The following is an 18,630-nucleotide window of genomic DNA, read 5'->3' as shown; positions in this document are numbered from 1 at the left end:
ATTTTTTCAGAAAAATGAAACATGGCTAAACTTACATTAGTAATAATTTTAGTATATAATAAAATTATTATAAATTTTCAAACATTAGAGTTGTTGAAAAATTCCATAGTTAAAATTAACAAAACTGCTTCAATCGAAAGTTCGATAAAACAAAAACTAAGTGGCGAATTCATTTTTCAAAAACTCTAATACAAATCCTTTCCTTAAGTCGTTCTAAGAAAATTTTTACTACTTTTCTAAAACTTCCTTCAAAGTGTTCAGAGCCTGGTTCCAGCCAACATCAGAATGTTCATAGGCCGCTGGATTAGGAAAATTTTCCTGGGTTAAAAAAAGAGATGTAGAATTTTCTTCCGATTTTAATTCAAAAGTGAGAATAGAATAATTTTCGGGAATATTCGGAACCCCTGAAAAATTACTCCAATAGTTATACTGAAATACATTTTCTTTTTCTAACTTGAGAATCGTTCCATGATCCTTATATTCTTTCCCGTTCCATTCACCCGTAAAAATAATAGAACTTCCTTCTTTCCAATCCGAAATTGTCTGTGTTCCAAAAAGATAAAGTTTAATTACTTCCGGATCAATCAGTCCGTTCCAAACCTTTGAAATCGGAGCTAGTATAGAAATTTTTTTTCTTAATATTAAATTTTCACTCATTGCAATTCTCCAGAATAAACCATAAATCGACGTAATCATTGCTCCGCAACCTAAAAACGGAAACATGAATCTTAAAATTTTAAAAACAAATTCTTTTTTCCTATTTTATCAGAATGCTGTAAGTATCTAGATCATTTTTCATTAAAACAAATGGGTAAAATCGTTTGCAGATATAACATTTTTCAACAACTCTATCGTTGTATTCAAACTTTAAAATGTATAACCTCCTTAAATAAATTCTTAGCTGGTTAACGATTACAAACAGTGATTTTCTACGGAAAATTGAAACTGAGTTTATTATCTCTGAATTTTACAAATGTTCACTATAGCTTTTCACTTCCAAATCAGTTTTTTAGAAAGAACTTAAACTTTCTAAAAACATTAACTTAGTCTTTGGGTCTATTTTTTTCAGTTTTTCAATTTAATGTATTATAAATTACTAATCTATTTTCATTTGTATAAACTTGATTTCACTTTTTCTTAAAGTCTCGTTTAACGATTGAAAAACCGCTAAAATATCCTAACCATCACGAGTCATTCGAGAAACTTAAGCTTCTCTCTTCTATGGTGTTCAATAAGATCAAGTTATTGATTCTTAAAATCGATTTCCCGAATTGAATTGGTTTTCAAGTAATTTGGCTAAAGGGAAAACCTGGTTGGGTAGTTTTTAATGGATGTTTTCTTATCTAAAAATTTGCGCAAACATGCATCCGAAATCAATTGCGCTTATTTTTAGAATTGACTTTTCCAAAAACAAATTCAAAATTTCTTTCACTCTTTTAAGGAGAAGAACATTCATGTTTCGAATCATTTCAAAATTCTTCCTCGCCCTTCTAGTATTCGGTTTTATTTCGACCGCTTACGCACAGATCGGCCAAATCAATTCGTCTTCCATCAGCGGTAAGTACAAGGTTTCTGGAACCAATCCGAACGGCTCTTCCTACAGCGGTAGCGTTACGATTTCTGAATCTAACGGAGAATACCTTTTTACCTGGACGGTCGCCGGTCAAACTTTTACAGGAACAGGAACCCTTGAAGGTACTACTTTGACAGTAGATTGGGGAGAAGCTGAACCGGTGATTTACGAAGTAAAAAATGGCGGTAGACTTTTAGAAGGAACTTGGGCCGGGGGAAACGCAACCGAGACCTTAAGAAAATAATAATATACACTCGGCTTGGCTCTCATATTTAGTAAAACAAAAATGTAAAGTGTGGGCCGGGTTTGTTTTACAGAAAAGTTTTTTAGTTACTTAATTGTTTTTTAAATTAAGTTTTTCTCTATCAATTAGATCAAAGTTACTTTAGAACATAATTATATTCTATAAAAATAAACTTATTCTTTGTTTGTATCTTTAAAAAGTAATTTATCTTCAAATTCAGAACCTCTATGTGGAAAAGCCTGCTCATAAAACAAAGCTGCAAACAATTCAAAATCCTCGTCTATTGGCAGAGAATTTTCCTCCCAATATTCGTTTCTTCTTTTGATCAGTAATGAAATCGTTTCATCTTCCAGCGAAAATTCCTCTTCCATTTCGTTTAACTTTCGAATCAACCAGTTGAGATTATAAATCGTGTAAGGACCTAAAAATTCCAAAGTAGCAACCGTCGGCTCCCATTTCATTAGAGCTTCCGTATGAAACAAAGGAACTCTTAAATCGTACACGTCTTTTGTTTTTAAAAATTGTTTGTAATTTGCAGAGATCGATTCCAAAAAAGAGAAAGTATTTACATAACTGTTTCGAATCAGAATTTCTTTTTCAGGATGATGAAACATGACATCGAGTACGTCTATGAATTCTTCTTTAGAAATCGCCTCTTGTAAAATTAGGTCTTTAGGCCCGGGCTTAGGATCGATCAATTTTACGAATAAATATTTTACTTCGTAAGCAAATCTAGATTCTCTAGGTATATAATATTCAATCCAAATTGGTTCTTTATAATAATGAACGAGTTCTTTTTTGGGAAGGTCCGGAGTTACATTCAGAGATTTTAATTTCTTAACGTCATCGGTAATTACTTTTTTTCCTTCTACCCTCGTTCTGGATTTTTTGATCTGCCGTAGTTCCGACTTATTCAATAGTGGTTTAGGTTTAAACGGCTCCATATTATTTATATCGGTTCTGAGGAAATTAAATCTAAATTGGGTCTGAAGATAAACTCAAGATTTTGACACCTAACGTTTAATTAAAGTCGAGCCAAAACCACTCGACATTCTATTTTAAAGATTTAAATCCTAACATTTACTCTGAATTTTACTTCAATGCGGGAACTATCACAACTCAATAATTTTTCAACTAATTCTAAAACCTAAAGATTACAAAGATTTGATAATGGAAAAACTACTGGAAAGTTACAAATGTGCAAGTGTAGCGGTTTTGTGGGAACTACCACCACAATTAAAATGCAGAGATGTTTTTAAAAAGCACAATAAAGTTGAAATGAGACTTAATCTGTGGGAACTACTGTATTTTAAACTATTAAAGATTATCTTTTTTAACTTTCGAAATTTTGAACAAGTCCTTTGTAAAATTTTAGTCTACACGATAAATTGTAAGAGTTCCTACAAAAACCGTCTCTTTGTTAATATAAAGTGAGTTTGACGTAAGAAAATTTTGACGAATAAAAATTCAATTCAACAACTTCATAGAGACGTCGTTACAACTCGGGAATTTCATAGCTAACAATGACTGGCGCGCGCCACGCTCTTCACGTCAACTTAAATGTTTTAAGTTGTCATTCTCACAATCCGACTTGATAAGGTTCCTATAGAAAAACGATTCAATTTTATAAAGATCAGTCAATGATACTATTATTCTCTAAAAAAATCAGAAGAAATACACGATCCAAATTCTCAGAAAAAAACTAAAAGGATTCATCATACCAGAATCCGCAAAACGAACTCTACCGGATCGGTCCAGAATTACAAAAGAAGGATAGGAATCGATTTTCCATTCCTTCAAAAAAGAAACGTTAGCCGAAATTACTTTAAATTTAAGATTATTTTCAATTATATATTGATTGAGTTCTTTTAAATTTTCTCCTTCTTCTACGCTAATAAAAGAAAATCGTGAACTATTTTCCAAAAGATGAGAATACCATTTAACCAAGGGAAGATTGGTCGAACAAACTCCACACCAAGTCGCCCAAAAGTAAACTACGGTTATTTGATTTTTAGAATCGTAATTTGTTCCTTCGAATGTTTTCATCTCGTTTAAAGAAATCGAAGGTTTTAAATCGGACGCCTTAAAAAAAGAAAGTGAGATCGTAATTACTAAAAATAATAAGATCCAAAACGACACACTACAGATCTTTTTAAAAACACTCTTCATATCTTTTAAATTCGGCTCATTCTAAAAGTGTTACATCAAATGATTTTTTTTATACAATATCAGATAAAAAATTCTCTTAACATGAATTCAACATAAGAAAATTGGGGCGAATCCGACTTGCCATAGGCAAGCCGGACCGGGCTCTCAGCTTTGGTAAATAAATTGCATAAAGGAAACGTAATACAATATTTAGAGCCGGTCTCAAAACTACCTATCAAAAAAGTTAAAAGCAATGATAGAGCTTGCGAGATAAAGAGATGCAAGATAATTTTCAGATTTTCTTTCCCAACGAATTAGGATAGCCCTGAATCGATTGTGCCAACTGTTAGTTCTTTCAACGACCCAACGTCTAGGTTTTCCTTTATATTTACCGATGAGAGGCTTTTCACCTTTTTTCCGAATATGAGATTGAATGTTTCTTCTTTTGATTAAAACTTCTATATCTTTGAAATCATAACCTTTATCTAAACAAATATGTTTTGGCTTCTTTCTTCTTTTTCCGGAAAATATTAGGATTGAATTCAACGTATCTTTTACACCGTGTTTGTCATGAACGTTAGCTCCAGTCAATGTAATTGCCAAAGGAATTCCATTTCCATCTGTAAGAATATGCCGTTTAACCCCTAATTTGGCACGGTCTGTAGGGTTTTTCCCAGTTAAGCTCCCCCTTTGGGAGCTTTAACCATTGCCGAATCCATCGAAGCCCAGTCCCATGCTATTTGATTCTTTACATCATAATATTTTAAAATAGATTTATAAATCTTTTTGAATACTCCTGCTCGTTCCCATTCTTGAAATCTTCTGTGACAAGTTTGGCCTGATCCAAACTCATTCGGAATGGCACGCCACTGACAGCCTGTTTTCATTCGATAGATGATACCTGACATTACTACTCGTGTTGGTACTCGATTGCGACCTCCTTTCGGATTTACATTTTCTTTCGGGATTAATGGGGCTATTTGTTTCCAAAGTGCATCCGGTATCTCTGAATAATATTTGTCCATTTCACATTGATATTATTACCCTTTCTCTCTACAAACAGTTTTGAGACCGGCTCTTAGTCTTTAATTTCAATTTATTTACCTCACATCGATCCCTTTCGCGTAATTCACGTTATCTTACTATTCTTCGTAAGCATGAAGATATTACCAAAAATAAACATCCATTTTACAAAAATGCAGAATTCCTTAGAAATTACGTCTAACACAAATTTGTTATTTTTTAAAAATAGATCCAACAATCTAACTTTTAGAACAACTTATCATAGTAATATTTTCATGTGCTTCAGTAGTAAATCACTGACATGAAAATATTAAACTTTAATCAAAGTAAATTGAACGAAAGAATCCGTTTTCTAAAAATTTTTGTTTTACTACGAAAAATAAATTTGAGAATTTTCAAATTTAGAAATTATAAAATCAGACATTAATTTTCATAAATGTAGGAACTACTACTTTTAGAAAAATAAATCATAGTTTGAAACTCAATGAAAAAACTTCGAAAGTTTTTTGAAACATGTTCCTTTAAAGCTCAAATCGAATTCCGTTTCCGAAATCAGAATACATAATCGTTATTACCAAAGCAACCCAGATCAACCCGGCAAACAAAACTCCCCAATCGGAAAGAATCGCCTTCGTAGGATTATGCCCCATATTTTTGATATAGATAATATATAAAGATCTAAAGATCGCATAAACTACAAGCGGAATAGTATAAATCAGTCGATCAGTTCCAAGATTCGCAATTGTCGCCGTGCTAGTTACATAAAGAACATAACTCATCAAAGTCATTGTAGCTACAATCCCAAGCATCATATCTAAAAAACCGGTGGAATACTCGTTCAAAATTTTGCGGTGACTTTTTGCATTTCCTTCTAAAATAATAAGTTCACCTCTTCTTTTGGAGAATCCCCAGAAGAGAGCCAACATAAAAGTACACAATAAGAGCCAAGAGGAAAATGTAACATGAATGACCACCGCTCCTGCAATCGCGCGGATCACAAATCCAATGCTAATACTCATCACGTCCAAGATCACCATGTGTTTTAAAAATTTACTATAAAGTACGTTGAACACTAGATAAAAAGCAACTAACGCAAAAAAGACGGGATGCAATAGATATGCCAAAATCAAAGATAAAGGAAGAATGATTCCCGTAATAAAAAGGGCAAAGGAAGGATCTAATTTTCCAGAAGCAAGAGGCCTATGTTTTTTCTCAGGATGTAATGCGTCTTCCTTACGATCTAAATAATCGTTCACAACATACTGACAACTTGCCACAAGAGAAAAAAGAAAAAACGCGGCAATCACTTGTTGCACCGACTCAAGATCGGTCAATTTCTTAGCGAAAATAATGCCCGCAAAAATGATTACATTTTTGATCCATTGATGGATTCGGAGCAATTTCAAATATTGAAAGAGCATACTCGGTTACATTCTTTGGAAACCCTCAAATCATCAAGGAAAATCTAAACTTCAAACTTCTTAAACCCACCTATCTAACTTAGAACATATAATAAAATATCCAGAATTTTCACCCAACCAGGGCTTTGTGGTAAAAATTCATGTTATTTAATTTTATAGAGATCAGTAAAATTTTAAAGAAAATAGGAAAATGAGTCTGACACTTTCAAAGAATCCCAGAATTTTAAACTGCCTTATAAAGTTTCAAAAAGCCAAATTCAGAAATTTCCAAAAATTATTTTAATTTTTATGAAGTAACCGAAATCGAATAGACTTCTTAAATAGTAGAAAAATGAAAAGTAATTCAAAGCGAAAATTTTTCGGGTATATCAATCAAGGAGAGTTATTAGGGAATGATATTGATGAAATCGATTTCTTACTACAATACCGTAATAACGCTTTCCGAATTCTATTTTGAATTTAAAGATCGCGGAGCGCTCAATATTGAAGGATTAAAACATATTAAAAATTTTACGGTCGATCAGGAATCTTTGCAATGGATTCATAAACGTCTTCAGAGTATAAAGAATAACGAACCGGGCAAAGATGGCATCAGGGAAATCGTGGACATATGGAAAGAATCTAATCTTTGGGAAAAGTGGGAAAATCATATTAACGAATAATAAAAATTATAAAATACCAATCCAATCGTTTACACTTCCAATAATAGGTTGTTGAAAAATGAATTCAACATCGGTTTTTGTTTTATAGAAACGGTCGATTGAAACAGTTTTTTTAGACGCCACTATGGAATTTTTCGATGACTCTAATGTAAATTCTGTGTAATAAAATTTGGGCGAATCTAACTTTGCCGGACCGCGCTTTCAGCTCCAACCAATAAATTGCATAAAAGAAATGTTATACAATATTTCGTTTATAGTTTCAATTTATTATAGAACACGATCTGTCTAGTACCCTACAGAGCGACCCATAAGAAGTGATACATTGAGTTTCCAGAGCGTTCTGCTAAGTTCCCTACGCTTCAATCGTTTTCGTATCGAATTATACAGAACTTACGTTAAGCAGCGCTTTGTGATAAACATTTAGCTCAATTTGATAGAGACGAGTAATAAACAATTGCCACATAATAGATTTTTAGAGTCCGTCCCGAAATACAAATATCTTACGATGAAAGAATTAGAGAAAAATTCACAAACGTCCGAACCTAACGTAGTTTGTGGAAACTTCGACATTTCATTATAAATTTTTAAAATAGAATTGTTGGTACTTTTAAGATTTTAAAAGAAATTCTAAATTTGATTCAGCCTAAAAAAGTAAGCGATAAACTCATTTTAAAAAATGAAAAATACGGAAACGACTACAAAAATTTCCTAACAAAAACAATAAAAGCTTAATCTAGCTTATAAAATATTAATACTTTATAATATAAAAACCGGCTCATTTCAAATAAAAAATTCGCCGACAGTGAATAAATAAAAAACTACTTTGGATTTTAAACATCTAATAGATCCTTAAGTTTTACTTTTAATCGTTTGGAAATTTTAAAAATAGAACTAGCCGTAAAATTAGTCCTTCCAGCTTCAATGTCTTGTAAAGTTCGCACTGGAATAGCATAATCTCCTTCATCCATATTTTCTTGAGTAAATCCCTTTTCCTTCCGCAATTTTTGGATATTTCTCCCAGTTTTCTTTAAAAATTCTTCTAATTCCACACACGGTATCTTGCGGCATAGTTGACAAAAAGTAAACGTGATATATCGTGGGTTTGATGTTCTTTAAAGATTCTAATTTAACTAAGAAAAAGTTTTTAAAAAATCTTTTCTTAATTAAAGAACTCGAAATTAAATCTCTAAAACCTTCCGAACAAAAAGAAATAAGTATATCGAGAAAAATATCTGAAGAAGAATGGAAGTCCTTTTTTAATCGACTTACAACAGCACGAATTGAAGCAAATCTTACTCAAGCTCAAGTAGCTAAGTCATTAGGAAAATATCAAAGTTATATTTCAAAAATTGAATCTGGTGAAAAAAAATTGTTTATGGAAGATTTTGTCAGATTATACAAACTTTACAATAAATCTCCCGAATATTTTTGTTCCATATTCTCTAAATAAAAACTTAAAGAAAATCTGCGTAACATTTCCCACAAATTCGATTCAACGTTATTATTTTAATTTCTGCATCAAATCACTGCTTTGCGATTACCCTTAATTTAAAATTCATTTTATAGATTCCCATAATGAAGTAAGTTCGGCGTAAGAAAGTTAAATTAGAAATCTATTCCTAAAATGTAAGAGCTTTTACAAAACCTATAGTAACAAAATAATAAAGTTGTTGAAAAATTAATTCTCTATCTATTCTTGTTTTACGGAAACGGTCAACTGAAACAGTTAATCGCCACTATGAAATTTTTTAACAACTCTAATGTAAAAAATTATAACTTTAATCTATGAGAACTCTGCACAACTTTAAAGATGATTAGATTCTAAAATTTTAATACAACTTTCTAACCCTAAATAGAAAGCGAAAAAAAATTTAATTTTACTCCTAAGTCCGATTCTAAAAATACATTCAAGGTAAATCAACCTACTTGAATTTTCAAACCGTCGTCCTTACCTCCAAGATCTCCTAAACCAGAATGACCCGTAAACGCAATCAAAAGCGTAAAGGTTCCAACTCTTCCCATAAACATTAAAGTAATATAAAGAAACTTTTCTATATCATTTGTATATGCCGTCATTCCTAAACTTAAACCTACGGTCCCAAAAGCGGACATCACTTCAAAAAATATTGTCTCGATCCCGTGTTTATTTCCGTTTGCGAGAGTGATTAAAAACATAAAAACGACCAGAGAAATCGTCGCAAGAAAGTAGATCCGAGTAGAGATCGCAACCGAATTTTTAGAAACGTCTTCTCCCCAAGCTTGAACCCGTGCTTGCGGACGAATTACGTTTTTTAAATATAAAATCAATATAAAGAATGTAGTGATCTTAATACCACCAGCGGCTCCTTGCGGACCGCCACCGATAAACATCAAAGCACAAAGAAGAACGTAAGTTGCACTTTCTATTTCAGTAATATCGAAAGTGTTAAAACCTGCAGTCCTAGAAGAAACGGAAAGAAAAAAAGAATTAAACAACTTTTCCGTAAAACCCATTTTGCCAATCGTTTCAACGTTGTTATATTCTATAAGAAGAACCGCAATTCCCCCTATGTGAATCAGAATCAAAGAACCCAAAACGATAATCGCCATTTGCATTCTATTTGCATCTCCGAACAATTCTTTCCGATACACTTCCAATCGCTCTTCTAATCGAACCGAAGTTGCAATTACGAAAATATACCAGGCAGGAGGATCTTCTCCTAATAGAACCGTTCTTCTCATCATAAAAGTTTCGGTTACAGCTTCTACCTTTCCCATAAACTTTTGCATGATTTCTAAAATTGACTTTTCTATAAATATAATTACTGGAAATCCGATTCCACCCATCACGATCAAAAACTGAACGATCAACAAGCATAAAGGATCTTTAGATAAAAAACTCAAATCGTCTACAATAGAAAACCCCGCGTTATTAAAGGCAGAGATAGAAGTAAATACGCTTAGAAAAAAACGATTTGGAGTTCCTGGAAGACGATCGGTTTCCGGCATACAAAAAAAAAGAAGAGCCGCGCCCACCGCTTCGATCGAAAGAGTAATATTAAAAAGTGAGATCAACATTCTTCTTACGTAAGAAGCTTCAGCTTCGGTTTTTTTCTGTCCTGGAGAAATCACTGCGGATGGTTGCGCTGATTTTTTGTCTCTCATTCTTTTGGCGAGATGAGCATCGGTCGCTTCGTAGACAAAGGAAGCAAGACGAGTACTTCTAGATAAACCCCGAACGACTAAAACTCCAATCAAAACCGTAAACGTAATGATTCCTAAACCTCCAATCTGAATCAGAAACATCATGATCAACTGAGTAGAACGTTGCAGTTCCGATAACAAAACGGGAGAAAGTCCAGTGACACAAATCGAAGAAGTGGCGAGGTATAAGGAAACCGTATAACTTAGGCGACCCGATTCCGAAATATAAATTCCGAAGGAACCGATCAAAATGGTAATCGTAAAACCAAGGCAAAGAGTTCTGGCTACAGATAATAAAAGAAACGCTTTCGCAATTCTATTTACGTTTCGTTTGATAAGTTTGAGCGGCTGCATATCGATTTAAGAATCAATCTCCAACTCGGATTTTAAAATCCAGAATCTAATACTAAAAAGACGAACTTTACTTTGGAAAAGCCCCAGTTTGTCTGAGATACCAAAAGATCATCGTTTTGTAAAACCGTCCGCGGGCAAATGAAAAATACAAAGAAACCTACTGACTTCGATTTAGATTTACAAATTCGCCCTTTTTTGGAATTTGGTAAATTGAGGGACTTTTCTCCAAGCTCCCTACCGGTGTTTTTACCGGAGATATTTGCAATCTTTTATAAGAGGATGCCATGAGCACTGCCGTAGCCGAATTCAAACCGAGCGAAAAACTTCTAAAGACCAGAAACATCGGGATTTCTGCCCATATCGATTCCGGAAAAACGACCCTTACTGAAAGGATTTTATTTTATACAAATCGAATCCACGCAATTCATGAAGTTCGCGGAAAAGACGGAGTTGGTGCAAAGATGGATAGCATGGACCTCGAAAGAGAAAGAGGGATTACCATCCAGTCCGCTGCTACCTATTGTCAGTGGAAAAATCATACGATCAACATTATCGATACACCAGGTCACGTTGACTTTACCGTAGAAGTAGAACGTTCCCTCCGGGTATTAGATTCCGCGATCTTAGTTCTTTGTGGAGTTGCAGGAGTTCAATCCCAGTCGATCACGGTCGATCGTCAGATGAGACGTTATAATGTTCCTCGAGTTGCATTTATCAATAAACTCGATAGAACCGGAGCCAATCCGTTCCGAGTAATTGAACAACTTAAAGAAAAACTAAAACACAATGCGGTTCCGGTTCAAATTCCGATCGGTCTTGAAAACGACCTCAAAGGTATTGTAGACTTAGTTACAATGAAGGCTTACTTTTTCGAAGGTAAGGACGGAATGGATATTCAAGAAAAAGAAATTCCGGATGATCTCAAAGAACTCGCGCAAAAGAAACACGAAGAACTTTTAGACGCAGCTTCTATGTTCTCCGACGAATTGACCGAAGCTCTTCTTGAAGGAACTCCAACCGAAGAGATGATCAAAAAAGCGATCCGCACCGGCACAATCGAACTCAAAATGACTCCAGTTTTTATGGGCTCTGCTTTTAAAAACAAGGGAGTTCAAAAACTTCTGGATGGAGTTCTAGACTATCTCGCAAGCCCTGTAGACGTAAAAAACAAGGCATTAGATCAAAACAACAACGAAGAAATGATCGTTCTCGAATCTAATTTTGAAAAACCTTTAGTATGTCTTGCGTTCAAATTAGAAGACGGTCGTTACGGCCAGCTTACATACGTGCGTGTTTATCAAGGAAAACTCGCTAAAGGGATGACCATCTACAATATGTCGAATAACAAGAAACATAACGTGGGTAGACTTTGTAGAATGCATTCGGATGAAATGGAAGATATTGAATCCGCAGAAGCAGGCGACATTATAGCTCTTTTCGGAATCGATTGTGCTTCTGGAGATACTTTCACCGACGGAAAACTCAAGGTTTCTATGGAATCTATGTTTGTTCCTGCTCCGGTCATTTCTCTAACGATCGAAGCTAAGGAATCAAAACACTTAAACAACCTTGCAAAAGCGTTAAACCGTTTTACCAAAGAAGATCCAACCTTTCAAACTCACGTAGATCAAGAGTCTGGCCAGACTATCATCAAAGGGATGGGAGAACTCCATCTCGAAGTTTATATCGAACGTATGAAAAGAGAGTACGGCGTGGAATTGATCACGGGCGCACCTCAAGTCGCGTATCGTGAAACTATCACTTCCAAAGCAGATTTTGACTATACTCATAAAAAACAAACCGGCGGTCAAGGTCAGTTCGGTCGTGTTGCAGGTTACATGGAACCGATCCCACTTGAAGAAACATTAAATTACGATTTCGTAAATAAGGTAGTAGGTGGTGCAATTCCGCGAGAGTACATTCAATCAGTAGACAAAGGATTCAAAAGTTGTTTAGAACGCGGATCTTTGATCGGGTTTCCGATCATAGGAGTTCGTTGTGTGATCAACGACGGTGCCTACCATGATGTGGACTCTTCCGATATGGCGTTTCAAATCGCTGGTCGTTATGCGTTCCGCCAAGGATTCAACAAAGCAAATCCTCAAATTTTAGAACCGATTATGAAAGTAGAAGTAGACGGACCTTCCGAGTTTCAAGGAGCAATCTTAGGTTCTTTGAATCAAAGACGTGGTATGATTCTGAACACTACCGAAGAGGACGCGTATTGTAAAACCGAGGCAGAAGTTCCCCTTGCGGATATGTTCGGATATTCCACAGTATTACGTTCGTCTACTCAAGGTAAGGCGGAGTTTTCCATGGAATTTTCAAGATATGCTCCGGTTCCAAGAAACGTAGCAGAAGAATTGATGAAAAAATACAAGGTCAACAATAAAGACGAAGATTGATCTATTACTTCGAAGATTTTTTGAGATGATTTTTAAAATCAAATCACTCAAAAGAATCTAAAATTCTTCCCTTTAAAAAGAGCCGAAAGGCTCTTTTTTATTTTGTACATTTTCGAAACTACTTTCCTTTTTTTATTTTCCGAAGGTTCTTAACTTCCTGTTTTTGGGTTTTCTGCCGATATTGAAAGAGATGAGCCGCGTTTTTTCAAACTTGGGAATCTGGATGTTTTTTTTGGTTCTTCCTAAGATCTTTGCCGCAGGATCACAGAATCTTTCCTTTTATACCGTCCAAAAGGGAGATACGTATTTTTCTTTGGGAAAAAAATTCAAAGTCAATTATCATAACATTATGGAATGGAACGGCAAAAAAGAAACGGATCCCATATTACCCGGAGAAGTTTTAAAAATTCAAAAACCTGCAAACATAGAAAACCAAAAGATCGTTTCCAAAAATACGAAATCAAACCTCGTAAAAAGTGAATCTGTAGAATCTACAAAACCAAATCTTAAATTTCCACTAAAAAATAGAACTCCCATACAGAATCATTTTAACAAACTGAGTTTTGCTCCTCACAAAGGAATCTTGTTTAAAGCTACAAGACACGCAGAAGTACGCCCTGCTTCTCTCGGTAAAGTATTGGTCGTAGACGAAATGGAAGGATATAAAAAATACGTAATATTAGAACATAAGAATGGTTATTCTACCGTATACGCCAATTTAAAAACAGTCTCCGTAAATGAAGGTGAAACCGTAGGTCCTTCTAAGATATTAGGTTCCTTGGAGTCCGGCAAAGGGCTTTACTTTCAACTTAATCATGGAAGTTCTGCAATCGATCCGAATCTACAAATTCGCTAAAATCAAATATTAAAAATATGGAATACGAACTCGTAAACGCATACATCGTAGCTAAGGATCGGTTGATTTCAAACGGAAGTATCGTAGTTAAGAACGGGATGATAACTTCCGTAAACGCGGGCGGACCTCCTGCTGGAAAAAGAATTCGTTTAAATCTAAACGGGTTGTATGTATATCCAGGGCTGATTAACGGACACGATCATCTATTGAGTACTTATCTTCCAAGAGTAGCTCCTAGTAAACCTTATTTGAATTGGCTTCCTTGGGACAACGATCTTAAATCTTCTATCGTATTTTCAGAAAGACAACAACTCGATCCGGAACAACTTTATCTTTTAGGTTCTTATAAAAATCTGATCTCGGGGGTTACTTCCGTTCAAGATCATATTCCTCATTTTGTTCAAGATCCGTTTATTCAAACGGCACCCGTAAGAATTCTAAACCGATTTGCATTATCTCATAGTATTTGCACGTATTCTTTAGACTGGGGAGACGGCCCCGAAGAAGAATATGCAAAAGCTCTAAAACAAGATATTCCTTATATTACTCGTATTGCGGAAGGATTTGACTCCGAATCCAGAGATTCTCTTAAAAACCTACACCAATTAGGATGTCTCGGAGAACACACAGTTTTAGTACACGGAGTTGTGTTATCAGAATCAGACATCGCCTTGATCGCTCAAAAAAAATCCCATTTGGTCTGGTGTCCCGAAGCAAATTTGTTTTTATACGAAAGAACAACAGATATTAAAGATTTATTAAAACATGGAGTTAACGTTTGTCTTGGAACAGATTCGAGCATCTGTGGTTCACTGAATCTTTTAGAAGAAATTCGGAATGCACGAAAATTCTATCAAACAGAATACGGAGAAGATCTTTCTCCGAAAACGCTTTTTGAAATGGTTACGTCTAATCCTGCAAAGGCGTTTCGAATTGAAAAACAACTAGGAAGTATCGAAGTGGGAAAAATTGCGGATCTAACGATCCTTACTCGAGATTTCGAAGATCCATTCCTTAATCTTTGTGAAAGTGATCTAAACGGAGTTCGTCTCGTTTTACGAGATGGGCTTCCTGTTTATGGAGATATAAGTTTAAAATCTTTTTTTGAAGAATCCGGAGTGACAGTGGAAAAAATTAGTATAGACAATTCTGACAAATACTTAGTTGCATCTCCCGGTAAATTGCTCGAATCCCTTGTTGTTTCTCTTGGTTATAAAAAGGATTTGGCTTTTTTTCCCGTACAAAAAGAATTTGATAACTTTGAGTAGGTAAATTCATTTGGCCGGTCCGATCATCAGAAATTATAAAGGCGGATCCATCATTTATTTTGAGAAGGACAAAGCCGAGGATATTTATGTCCTGAGAAATGGACGTGTCATACTAACGTTCCCAGCAGTGGATACTGGTCAAGAAGTCAAAGAAGACGTTCGAATTGGGGAATTCTTCGGAGTAAAATCTGCTCTTGGAAAATATCCAAGAGAAGAAACCGCCCAGGTCCTTGGAAGTGCTACTGTACTCGTTTTCAAGCCAAATGAATTTGAACAATTTGTAGCCGAAAAAACTCATCTCATTTTAAAAATGATGAAAGTTTTTTCCAGCCAACTTAGGCAGGTTCACAAAAAACTAAAAGAGATCTTAGGACAATCCGATACTCGTAATCCTGCATTCGAATTGATGAACGTAGCAGAAGTTTTTTATAAGAATAATAATTTTCCGCACGCGATATACGCATTTGAAAAATATCTACAACATTATCCTGGAACAACCTATGCGGGTCGAGCTACTGAACTTTTAGAATTTGCAAAAAGAAACAGTCCCTATCCCTTAAATATGCCTCCTTTAGTTTTTGAAGGAAGTACAAGTAGAGTTACTCCGGAAACGCTTCAGAATATCATGAAACCCGCCGTAGAAAAGTCTGCGATTACGGCAGGAGTAGACAACTCAATCACTTCTCTTTACAATAGGGCACATACGCTTGTAAATGTAGGTAAACACACGGATGCGATGGTGATCTACAAAGACCTACTAAATAGAACCGATTTTAAGTTCGATTCGGAAAGAAAGTTAGTGGAAAATTCACTCTTTCAACTCAGTGTATGTTTGCTAAAACAAAACGATCTGGATAGTGCCAATTCTTCTTTTTCTACTTATATCAAAAAATATCCATCGGGAGAATCGATCAAAGAATCTCTATTTCATCTCGCAGAGATTTCGGAACTACAAGGGGATCGTCAAAGAGCAAGGATGTTATACGGCAAGGTAGCTCTTCTTCCACCCGAAAAAGATAGTATCTCTCAAAAGTCTAAACTGAAGGCTAAGGAAATGAGTACCTAATGGATATGATGCTCGAATCCATGTTTTCTAAATTCGGTCAGACGTATGAACCGAATCAGATCATATTTTGTGAAAACGAACCTGGAAATAATTTTTTTCTAATTCAATCTGGAAAGGTAAAAATCGTAAAAACGGTTCCTAATCCTACAAAAAAAGAAGACTACTTAATCAAAACGCTCGATATTCTCGAACAAGGGGACGTGTTCGGAGAGATGGCAATTTTAGAAGAACAACCTAGATCCGCAACCGCGATCGCAATTTCAGAAGTAAAGGTGTTGAATTTCAACCGAGCGAATTTTGAACTTTTGATGACTAAAAATCCTATGTTGGCGCTTAAAATTCTCACAATTTTTTCCGTTAGAATTAACGACGCTAAAAGAAGACTTTTAATCCTTTTAATGGATGATATTCAAGGTAAAGTTGCGGACGTTTTTTTAATGCTCTACGAAAAGATGCACGCTCATAGTGATTTTAAAGAAATCGTATTAAACGTCTCTCAACACGACGTAGCGGAATGGTGCGCTCAACCGGTAGGCGAAGTTCAAAAGGTTCTAAATACTCTTTCCAAAAGTGGGAAAATCGAACTCTACGAAGACAAAATTGTTATACACAATATTGCGGACTTCCAGAGAATCGTCGCACAAAAACGGAAACCGAATTCTTAAAAGCTCCCGTAGCTCAGGTGGACAGAGCAGAAGTTTCCTAAACTTTTGGTCGGAGGTTCGAATCCTCTCGGGGGCATTCAATTTAAAAATTAAAATCAGTTTATTCGTTTATTTTTATATTCTAAAATTTTAATTTTTTTGAATCGTAAAATCTTACTTGGACAGATGTGAATTCGTAGAGAAAATTATTTTATTGGCGAACAAAAAAGCTTAATGTTATTTCCTGAACTCAGCTCATTGGTTATCGAATTCACACAAGGTTAAAAGTTCTACTTGTTAAATTTTCAAGTTTACCCACTGAGAATTGTATAATAGGTCGGCCGAAAATTTAACTTTTAAGCAACGATTGGTCCACAAATTGAAGGAATCTAACGTGATATCAACGCAAGAGACCTTAATTCATTTTACTGGAATCTGCCTTTGCAGATCTATTTCTAAAATGTGGGAACTACCACAAATCACAATTTTACGAACAAATTCCAAACTCATACTTTTAAAAAATTCTTTCTTATTTTCTTACACCAAACTCATATTTATTTTTAGTACCGTTTTCATGCGTCGAACGAAGTAGCATAATCAAAATTCTTTGTAAAAAAACAGGAGTTCCTACAATTTGCACTTACAAGAATAGAACCTAGATTTAAGTTTCTAAAAACAAAAACGTAGTAGTTCCCACATTTTACAAAAATTCGAAATTAAACTTGAAAAAATGAAATCCACTGTAGCAAAAACGCTGAAACTGGCATTAATAATCATTCGCACCGAACTATAGATGCAACATCCAGATTCAATTCTCACTCTTTTAAAAAAATCGGAAGAATTCTTAAAAAAGAAAGAAATTCCAAGTGCACGTTTAGATGCAGAAATTCTCTTAGCTGATCTTCTCAATCTCCAAAGAGTAAAACTTTATGTAAACTTTGAAAAACTTCTTAACGAAACGGAAAAAAATGCATATAGAGAAAGGATTTTAGAAAGATCCAAAAACAAACCCACTGCTTACATCACAAACCGAAAGGCGTTTTACAATTCTGTGTTTTTTGTAAATGAAAACGTCTTAATACCAAGACCCGAAACAGAAGAACTTGTCGAAAAAGTCCTATCTGATTTTAAAGGAAATATAGACGAACAAAACGTATTAGATCTTTGTACTGGAAGCGGTTGTATCGGCATCAGTTTGAAACTCGCTCGCCAAAACTGGAATATAACATTAAGCGACATCTCAAAAGAAGCATTAGAAGTTTCCAAAAAGAACGTTATTCAAATTCTGGGAGAGGAACAACACATTCAATTTTTAGAAAGTGATTTGTTTCTTTCAATTCCCAAAGAATCCAAATTTAATTTGATCGTTACCAATCCGCCTTATATTCCTATTACGGATAAAACAGAAATGATGAAAGACGTAGTGGATTATGAACCTCATCTCGCTTTATTTTTAGAAAACCCGAAACACTTTTTATCCGATTTGATCACACAGGCACAAGAACGATTGATCGAAGGCGGAAAACTTTATATGGAAACCCTTCCTTCTTTATCTGAAACTATTCTTTCGGATTCAATTGCCAAAGGTTGGAAAGATGGAAAGATTGAGAAGGATCTTTCTGGAAAAGAACGGTTTATAATTTTAACAAGATAAAACAAAATTACATTAGAGTTGTTGAAAAATTAGTAATTAAAACGTTTATTAAAAAATAAATGAAGGTTCCAAAGCCCTGCGGCTAAAACAAAAACGAGATGTTTAAAGTCTTTTCTAAAACATCTAATG

Annotated in this window: 16 protein-coding genes, 1 tRNA gene and 1 pseudogene; 10 read left to right on the top strand and 8 right to left on the bottom strand. The window is 34.8% G+C overall.

Annotated elements, in window-relative coordinates:
- Positions 1-228: 228 nt before the first annotated feature.
- Complete coding sequence (locus LEP1GSC059_RS03475; protein ID WP_036056993.1) at positions 229-657, bottom strand: SRPBCC family protein; 429 nt, start codon at positions 655-657, stop codon at positions 229-231.
- 797 nt (positions 658-1,454) lie between these two features.
- Here LEP1GSC059_RS03475 and lfb1 point away from each other — a divergent pair.
- Complete coding sequence (gene lfb1, locus LEP1GSC059_RS03470) at positions 1,455-1,817, top strand: LIC10280 family protein (protein WP_004423294.1); 363 nt, start codon at positions 1,455-1,457, stop codon at positions 1,815-1,817.
- A gap of 173 nt (positions 1,818-1,990) precedes the next feature.
- Here lfb1 and LEP1GSC059_RS03465 read toward each other — a convergent pair whose 3' ends face one another.
- The 4 genes from LEP1GSC059_RS03465 to LEP1GSC059_RS03440 form a co-directional block, all read right to left on the bottom strand.
- Positions 1,991-2,761, bottom strand: a complete 771-nt coding sequence (locus LEP1GSC059_RS03465; protein WP_004423082.1) for a hypothetical protein — start codon at positions 2,759-2,761, stop codon at positions 1,991-1,993.
- Positions 2,762-3,482: 721 nt separating this feature from the next.
- Positions 3,483-3,986 carry a TlpA family protein disulfide reductase gene (locus LEP1GSC059_RS03455; protein WP_020980294.1) on the bottom strand — a complete coding sequence of 168 codons (504 nt, stop codon included), beginning with the start codon at positions 3,984-3,986 and terminating at the stop codon, positions 3,483-3,485.
- A gap of 207 nt (positions 3,987-4,193) precedes the next feature.
- Positions 4,194-4,933, bottom strand: a protein-coding gene (locus LEP1GSC059_RS22770) for an IS5 family transposase (protein ID WP_238323699.1) whose coding sequence is annotated in 2 segments (ribosomal slippage) — positions 4,194-4,645 and positions 4,645-4,933 — 741 coding nt in all. Because the reading frame shifts where the segments join, the coding sequence is not laid out codon by codon here.
- A gap of 576 nt (positions 4,934-5,509) precedes the next feature.
- Positions 5,510-6,409 (bottom strand): decaprenyl-phosphate phosphoribosyltransferase, encoded by a 900-nt coding sequence (locus LEP1GSC059_RS03440; RefSeq protein ID WP_002179330.1) that lies wholly within the window; start codon positions 6,407-6,409, stop codon positions 5,510-5,512.
- Between the two features lie 401 nt (positions 6,410-6,810).
- Between LEP1GSC059_RS03440 and LEP1GSC059_RS03435 the strand changes: the two genes are divergently transcribed.
- Positions 6,811-7,071 carry a hypothetical protein gene (locus LEP1GSC059_RS03435; protein ID WP_017215202.1) on the top strand — a complete coding sequence of 87 codons (261 nt, stop codon included), beginning with the start codon at positions 6,811-6,813 and terminating at the stop codon, positions 7,069-7,071.
- An 830-nt stretch (positions 7,072-7,901) separates the two neighbouring features.
- Here LEP1GSC059_RS03435 and LEP1GSC059_RS03430 read toward each other — a convergent pair.
- Positions 7,902-8,120, bottom strand: a complete 219-nt coding sequence (locus LEP1GSC059_RS03430) for a helix-turn-helix domain-containing protein (protein WP_000418124.1) — start codon at positions 8,118-8,120, stop codon at positions 7,902-7,904.
- Between the two features lie 56 nt (positions 8,121-8,176).
- On the opposite strand from LEP1GSC059_RS03430, the gene LEP1GSC059_RS03425 reads away from it, so the two are divergent.
- Positions 8,177-8,521, top strand: a complete 345-nt coding sequence (locus tag LEP1GSC059_RS03425; protein WP_016559232.1) for a helix-turn-helix domain-containing protein — start codon at positions 8,177-8,179, stop codon at positions 8,519-8,521.
- Positions 8,522-8,988: 467 nt separating this feature from the next.
- Here the strand turns inward: LEP1GSC059_RS03425 and LEP1GSC059_RS03420 are convergent, their stop codons facing one another.
- Both LEP1GSC059_RS03420 and LEP1GSC059_RS21265 read right to left on the bottom strand, forming a co-directional pair.
- Entirely contained in the window at positions 8,989-10,608 is a 1,620-nt protein-coding gene (locus LEP1GSC059_RS03420) for a TrkH family potassium uptake protein (RefSeq protein ID WP_020980305.1), read from the bottom strand.
- Positions 10,609-10,675: 67 nt separating this feature from the next.
- Positions 10,676-10,867 (bottom strand): annotated as a pseudogene (locus LEP1GSC059_RS21265) (hypothetical protein).
- 25 nt (positions 10,868-10,892) lie between these two features.
- On the opposite strand from LEP1GSC059_RS21265, the gene fusA reads away from it, so the two are divergent.
- The 7 genes from fusA to prmC all read left to right on the top strand — a co-directional run bounded on the left by fusA (position 10,893) and on the right by prmC (position 18,501).
- Positions 10,893-13,013, top strand: a complete 2,121-nt coding sequence (gene fusA, locus LEP1GSC059_RS03415; RefSeq protein ID WP_017215199.1) for an elongation factor G — start codon at positions 10,893-10,895, stop codon at positions 13,011-13,013.
- A 190-nt stretch (positions 13,014-13,203) separates the two neighbouring features.
- The gene (locus LEP1GSC059_RS03410; RefSeq protein WP_036026731.1) at positions 13,204-13,869 is read left to right on the top strand and encodes an LIC_10271 family cell wall hydrolase; all 666 of its coding nucleotides are present in this window, start codon (positions 13,204-13,206) and stop codon (positions 13,867-13,869) included.
- 17 nt (positions 13,870-13,886) lie between these two features.
- Positions 13,887-15,137 carry an amidohydrolase family protein gene (locus tag LEP1GSC059_RS03405; protein WP_017215197.1) on the top strand — a complete coding sequence of 417 codons (1,251 nt, stop codon included), beginning with the start codon at positions 13,887-13,889 and terminating at the stop codon, positions 15,135-15,137.
- 10 nt (positions 15,138-15,147) lie between these two features.
- Complete coding sequence (locus tag LEP1GSC059_RS03400; RefSeq protein ID WP_002179401.1) at positions 15,148-16,203, top strand: tetratricopeptide repeat protein; 1,056 nt, start codon at positions 15,148-15,150, stop codon at positions 16,201-16,203.
- Entirely contained in the window at positions 16,203-16,868 is a 666-nt protein-coding gene (locus tag LEP1GSC059_RS03395) for a Crp/Fnr family transcriptional regulator (protein ID WP_000367409.1), read from the top strand. Before LEP1GSC059_RS03400 ends, LEP1GSC059_RS03395 begins: the two co-directional genes overlap by 1 nt.
- Before the next feature lie 2 nt (positions 16,869-16,870).
- Positions 16,871-16,944 (top strand) — tRNA-Arg (locus tag LEP1GSC059_RS03390).
- A gap of 696 nt (positions 16,945-17,640) precedes the next feature.
- The gene (gene prmC, locus LEP1GSC059_RS03385; RefSeq protein WP_017215196.1) at positions 17,641-18,501 is read left to right on the top strand and encodes a peptide chain release factor N(5)-glutamine methyltransferase; all 861 of its coding nucleotides are present in this window, start codon (positions 17,641-17,643) and stop codon (positions 18,499-18,501) included.
- The last annotated feature ends 129 nt before the right edge of the window (positions 18,502-18,630 follow it).

It is taken from the genome of Leptospira noguchii serovar Panama str. CZ214 (genome assembly GCF_000306255.2).
Taxonomy (GTDB): Bacteria; Spirochaetota; Leptospiria; order Leptospirales; family Leptospiraceae; genus Leptospira; species Leptospira noguchii.
The sequence above is the reverse complement of the archived record's forward strand: the minus strand, read 5'-3'. Positions and strand labels throughout refer to the sequence as shown.

Excerpts from the sequence above, each read along its gene's own strand:
- prmC (WP_017215196.1), top strand. The coding sequence starts at position 17,641 with ATGCAACATCCAGATTCAATTCTCACTCTTTTAAAAAAATCGGAAGAA.
- LEP1GSC059_RS03420 (WP_020980305.1), bottom strand. The coding sequence starts at position 10,608 with ATGCAGCCGCTCAAACTTATCAAACGAAACGTAAATAGAATTGCGAAA.
- LEP1GSC059_RS03465 (WP_004423082.1), bottom strand. The coding sequence starts at position 2,761 with ATGGAGCCGTTTAAACCTAAACCACTATTGAATAAGTCGGAACTACGG.
- LEP1GSC059_RS03410 (WP_036026731.1), top strand. The coding sequence starts at position 13,204 with ATGAGCCGCGTTTTTTCAAACTTGGGAATCTGGATGTTTTTTTTGGTT.
- lfb1 (WP_004423294.1), top strand. The coding sequence starts at position 1,455 with ATGTTTCGAATCATTTCAAAATTCTTCCTCGCCCTTCTAGTATTCGGT.
- LEP1GSC059_RS03425 (WP_016559232.1), top strand. The coding sequence starts at position 8,177 with ATGTTCTTTAAAGATTCTAATTTAACTAAGAAAAAGTTTTTAAAAAAT.
- LEP1GSC059_RS03475 (WP_036056993.1), bottom strand. The coding sequence starts at position 657 with ATGAGTGAAAATTTAATATTAAGAAAAAAAATTTCTATACTAGCTCCG.
- LEP1GSC059_RS03455 (WP_020980294.1), bottom strand. The coding sequence starts at position 3,986 with ATGAAGAGTGTTTTTAAAAAGATCTGTAGTGTGTCGTTTTGGATCTTA.
- LEP1GSC059_RS03395 (WP_000367409.1), top strand. The coding sequence starts at position 16,203 with ATGGATATGATGCTCGAATCCATGTTTTCTAAATTCGGTCAGACGTAT.
- LEP1GSC059_RS03440 (WP_002179330.1), bottom strand. The coding sequence starts at position 6,409 with ATGCTCTTTCAATATTTGAAATTGCTCCGAATCCATCAATGGATCAAA.
- LEP1GSC059_RS03405 (WP_017215197.1), top strand. The coding sequence starts at position 13,887 with ATGGAATACGAACTCGTAAACGCATACATCGTAGCTAAGGATCGGTTG.
- LEP1GSC059_RS03435 (WP_017215202.1), top strand. The coding sequence starts at position 6,811 with ATGAAATCGATTTCTTACTACAATACCGTAATAACGCTTTCCGAATTC.
- fusA (WP_017215199.1), top strand. The coding sequence starts at position 10,893 with ATGAGCACTGCCGTAGCCGAATTCAAACCGAGCGAAAAACTTCTAAAG.